Origin of the sequence: Lysobacter antibioticus (assembly GCF_000731095.1) — a bacterium.
GTDB classification, from domain to species: Bacteria; Pseudomonadota; Gammaproteobacteria; order Xanthomonadales; family Xanthomonadaceae; genus Lysobacter; species Lysobacter antibioticus_B.
This window is the reverse complement of record NZ_JMTZ01000139.1, coordinates 1-4,539: the sequence shown is the minus strand read 5'-3', so window position 1 is coordinate 4,539 and position 4,539 is coordinate 1. Positions and strand designations below refer to the sequence as shown.

Genomic DNA, 4,539 nt, shown 5'->3' with positions numbered 1-4,539 from the left:
ACGGCGCGCATCCCTGCGCGCCGCCCTCCGGGTCTTCGATTGCCTTCGCTAGTGCGCGGCGACGCACGGCAACAGCAACAGCAACTGCAACGGTGACACGGCTCTTGAGTAGGAGCGGCGCAAGCCGCGACCGCGCCGCTTGCGGCTACGCCGTACTACCGTTTGCCCGGCAAACTACCGTGCCACCGTAGCTGCCCGCCATGCCGGCCGCTTGCCGGCGCTAATGCCCAACCTCAACGCACCTCGAACTCATAGATCCGCGTCGCCGGATCGCCGTTCTGGGTCGGGGTGCCGATGTTGAGCTTGATGTATCGGGCCGAGGTCGCGCTGATCGAATGGGTCGAGGTGCTGGCGGTATTCGCGGTCACCGTGACCGGGGTGCTCCACGACGTGGCGTTGGTCGAGGTCTGGATGGTGAAGGCCTTGGTGTTCCAGGAGGTGGATTCGCCACCGGCGCCGGCGTGCTTGACCACGAAACTGCTGACCGTCTGCGCCGAGCCCAGGTCGACCTGCAACCAGGCGGAAGAGGCCAGCGAACAGAACTTGTCGGTGTTGCCGCCGGACACGCTGCCGTTGACGGCCTTGGCCGGGCCTTCGTTGCTGTTGCACGCGCTCGAACCGGTTGCGGGTTTGTTGAGCGCAAGGTTGACGTTGCCGCTGCCGACCGAGACGGTCTGGGTCTTGGTGTGGGTCGCTCCGCCGTTGTCGGTCACGGTCAGGCTGACGGTGTAATTGCCGGCGCTGGCGTAGGTGCGGCTCGGGTTGGTAGCGGTCGAGGTGCCGCCGTCGCCGAAGTTCCAACTGCGCGAGGCGATCGTGCCGTCGGCGTCGCTGGAGGAATCGCTGAAGTTCGCGGTCAGGCCGCTGATGCTGACGCCGAAGTTCGCCACCGGTGCGGTATTGCCGCTGACGGCGTTGTTGATCGCGGCGGCGTATTGCGCGGTCGTACCCTGCGCCCAGCACTTCTGGATGTCGTCGTACAGCCACAGGAAGCCGCCGCTGATGCCGGCGCTGGTCTTCCAGCCGGCCATGCGGGTCTGCACCTGCGTCGGGCTGTCGCCGGCGGTGCAGCCGGTGCCGTGCTTGGTCCACAGGCCGGGCATGACGGTCATGCCCATCGCGGTGTTCCAGCTCGCCGGGTCGTTGCCGGCGCCGCCGTCGTAGACTTGCAGGTAGATACGGTCGACCGAGCTGCCGAGGTTGTCCTTCACGCCTCGCCAGAAGCTGGTGTTGGTGTAGGGCGCGAAGGTGATCTTGTAGCCGAGCCCGACCAGCATCTGGCCGAACTTGGTGGTGTCGGCGACGTTGTAGTGGCTTTCGTCGTCGAAGTTGACCGCGTCGGCGTCGGTGGCGGTCTTCAGCGCCTGGAAGTTGCGGTAAAGGATGCTGGTGCTGCCGGTGCCGCAGACGATGGTGGTGCCGCAGCCGGCGGCGGTGCCGTTGGCCAGGTTGGCCATGCGTTCGAAGTCGGGCACGCCCCAGGCGCCGATCGAAACTTCCACGCGCTTGACCGAAGTCGGCGCGGTCTTCAACGAAGCCAACCGTGCCGGCCAGTCGGCGTCGGCGCCCATATACGCGCCGTTCTTGACGATCGGGATGTCGTTATAGACCAGGTCGCCATTGGCCTCGATATGGACGCTCCACAGAAACACCGTGGTGAAGCCGGAATTGCGCAGGTCGTTGATGACGGTCTGGCCGCCGGAATAGAACGGGCCGCCGCCGAAGATCGCCGACTCGGCGGCGGCCGCGGTCGGCGCGATGGCGGCCAACGCCAGCGCGATAAAGGCCGGCAGCGCACGCGAGAACGTTCGGGCCGTGGCGTCGATGGAGTGGAGGCGGGTCGGTAGGTGCTGGTTCGACTTCGGCATGGAACGTTCCCCTGCAATGAGCGTCACGGCGTGACGCGATGGCGTCGATGCGCGCGGTTTGCGATGGCGAGCGATTGCGCTCCATCGCCACGACGCGCTCCCTGTCGCCGATGGCGGCGACGCGGCCACATTGGGAGGGCCAAAATCGGCGTGTCAACATTTGGATCGATTTAAATAAGGGTAAAAACGTTTAAATGCGGCGCGGCCGGGATTTTTTCCCTTTCAATCAAGGCGCTGCGCATGCCGTCTGCGAATCATGAAACCGGGATGCATCGCGCGTTGCCTCGCGCGGGCGCGCTGCGTCGCAACAGGCTTTCGCGCGGAGACGGCGCGATCGAGCCGCGGCTCCGGCGCAAATAACCGGCGCAAATGACCGGTGTGATCAACCGGCGTGAATAAAGTGTGCTTTCGGCGTGCGGCGCGTGATCGAGGCATCACGAAGGAGGGCGATTCGACCGTTGCGACCCACGCGGTGTGACCGGATTCGCGAATCGGAATGCGCGCATCCGCAATCGCCTCGCGTACGATGCCGCGATGAATTCCCCCAGCGACCCCCATCACGACCCCGGCGCCGAGCGTATCGAGGCTGCGCTGTGTTCGGCACGGGCGCTGATCGGCCGCGGCGAAGCCGAATTGCTGCTCGCGCATGCGCTGGAGCGGCCGCGCAGTTGGCTGTTCGCCCACGACGACCACGTGATGGACGCGGAGGTTGCCCAACGTTACCGCCGCCTGGTCGAGCGTCGCCTCGCCGGCGAACCGGTGGCTTATCTGCTCGGGCAGCGCGGCTTCTGGCGTTTCGACCTGGCGGTGACGCCGGCGACGCTGATCCCGCGTCCGGAGACCGAACGCCTGGTCGAACTGGCCCTGGGACTGCTTGCCGAAGATCGCGACCTGACGATCGCCGACCTCGGCACCGGCAGCGGCGCGATCGCTCTGGCCCTGGCGTTCGAGCGGCCGCGCGCGCGGGTGATCGCGGTGGATTTCAGCACCGACGCGCTCGAGGTCGCTCGCGCCAACGCGGCCTCGCTGCAACTGGGCAATGTCGAGTTCCGCCACGGCGACTGGTTCGCGCCTTTGGCCGGCGAACGTTTCGACCTGATCGCGAGCAACCCGCCATACATCGAGGACGACGACGCCCACCTGCAGCAGGGCGACTTGCGTCACGAGCCGCGCAGCGCGCTGGCTTCCGGCGCCGACGGGCTGGATGCGATCCGCGTCATCGCCCGCGATGCGCCGGCGCATCTGCACCCGGGCGGCTGGCTGTTGATCGAACACGGCTGGGAGCAGGGCGCGGCGGTGCGCGCCTTGTTGACCCAGGCCGGCCTGGTCGATGCCGTCACCGAACGCGACCTCGAAGACCGCGACCGCGTCAGCCTGGCGCGCAAGCCCAACGCCTGAGAGCCGCCTCGCCGACGCCCGATCCGGTCACGCCATCGCGGCCGGGTCCCGTTAGACTTCCCGCATCCCGAATGCGAGGCCTGCGATGCGCACGCTCTATCCCGAGATCGAACCCTTCGACACCGGCACGATCCAGGTCGACGACCGCCATACCCTGTATTACGAACAGTGCGGCAACCCCGACGGCAAGCCGGTGGTGCTGCTGCATGGCGGCCCCGGCGCCGGTTGCAGCCCGAAGATGCGGCGTTTCCACGACCCGGCCAAGTACCGCATCGTCCTGTTCGACCAGCGCGGCAGCGGCCGCTCGACCCCGCATGCCGACCTCGTCGATAACGGCACCTGGGAACTCGTGGCCGATATCGAAAAGCTGCGCGCCAAGCTCGGCATCGACCGTTGGCAGGTGTTCGGCGGTTCCTGGGGTTCGACCCTGGCGCTGGCCTATGCCGAAACTCATCCGCAGCGCGTCACCGAGCTGGTCCTGCGCGGCATCTTCATGCTGCGCCGTTGGGAACTGGAATGGTTCTACCAGGAAGGCGCCTCGCGCCTGTTCCCGGATGCATGGGAGCACTACGTCAACGCGATCCCCTCGGTCGAACGCCATGATTTGATCAGCGCGTTCCATCGCCGTCTGACCAGCGAGGACGAGAAGACCCGGCTCGACGCCGCGCGCGCCTGGAGCGTGTGGGAAGGCGCGACCAGTTTCCTTCATGTCGACGACGACTTCGTCAGCGGCCATGAGGACGCGAAGTTCGCGCTCGCCTTCGCTCGCATCGAGAACCATTACTTCGTCAACGGCGGCTTCTTCGAAGTCGAAGACCAGTTGCTGCGCGACGCGCACAAGATCGCCGACATTCCGGGCGTGATCGTGCACGGCCGCTATGACGTGGTCTGCCCGGTGCAGAACGCCTGGGAGCTGAAGAAGGCCTGGCCGAAGGCCGAGCTGACGATCACCCCGGCGTCGGGGCATTCGGCGTTCGAGGACGAGAACGTGGATGCGCTGGTGCAGGCGACGGATCGGTTTGCCTGATCGGTTTCGCCGGCGCGGCGATCCGTTTGCCAGAGGTTCCTGTAGGAGCGGCGCAAGCCGCGACCGCGCAACGACGATCGCCCACGCTGGCAGCCGCAGATTCGCGGTCGCGGCTTGCGCCGCTCCTACCCCAACGCCAGGAACGAGCCGTCGTAGTGGTTGCCTTTGCTGTTGCTGTGCGCCGATTCGTACTAGCGAAGGCAATCGAAGACCCGAAGGGCGGCCTGCATGGATGCAGGCCGTTTT

The 4,539-nt window shown here is 66.5% G+C and carries 3 protein-coding genes; 2 read left to right on the top strand and 1 reads right to left on the bottom strand.

From position 1 onward, the window contains the following. Positions 1-233 precede the first annotated feature (233 nt). The gene (locus EX88_RS0122465) at positions 234-1,868 is read right to left on the bottom strand and encodes a PKD domain-containing protein (protein ID WP_031374222.1); all 1,635 of its coding nucleotides are present in this window, start codon (positions 1,866-1,868) and stop codon (positions 234-236) included. Between the two features lie 534 nt (positions 1,869-2,402). On the opposite strand from EX88_RS0122465, the gene prmC reads away from it, so the two are divergent. Together prmC and pip are read left to right on the top strand one after the other, a co-directional pair. Further along, positions 2,403-3,266: a peptide chain release factor N(5)-glutamine methyltransferase gene (prmC, locus tag EX88_RS0122460; protein ID WP_031374221.1), complete on the top strand. Its 864-nt coding sequence runs from the start codon at positions 2,403-2,405 to the stop codon at positions 3,264-3,266. Between the two features lie 85 nt (positions 3,267-3,351). After that, entirely contained in the window at positions 3,352-4,293 is a 942-nt protein-coding gene (gene pip, locus EX88_RS0122455; RefSeq protein ID WP_031374220.1) for a prolyl aminopeptidase, read from the top strand. Positions 4,294-4,539 lie beyond the last annotated feature (246 nt).

Bases quoted from the DNA above. Each gene is read 5' to 3' on its own strand.
- prmC (WP_031374221.1), top strand. From the start codon at position 2,403: ATGAATTCCCCCAGCGACCCCCATCACGACCCCGGCGCCGAGCGTATC.
- EX88_RS0122465 (WP_031374222.1), bottom strand. From the start codon at position 1,868: ATGCCGAAGTCGAACCAGCACCTACCGACCCGCCTCCACTCCATCGAC.
- pip (WP_031374220.1), top strand. From the start codon at position 3,352: ATGCGCACGCTCTATCCCGAGATCGAACCCTTCGACACCGGCACGATC.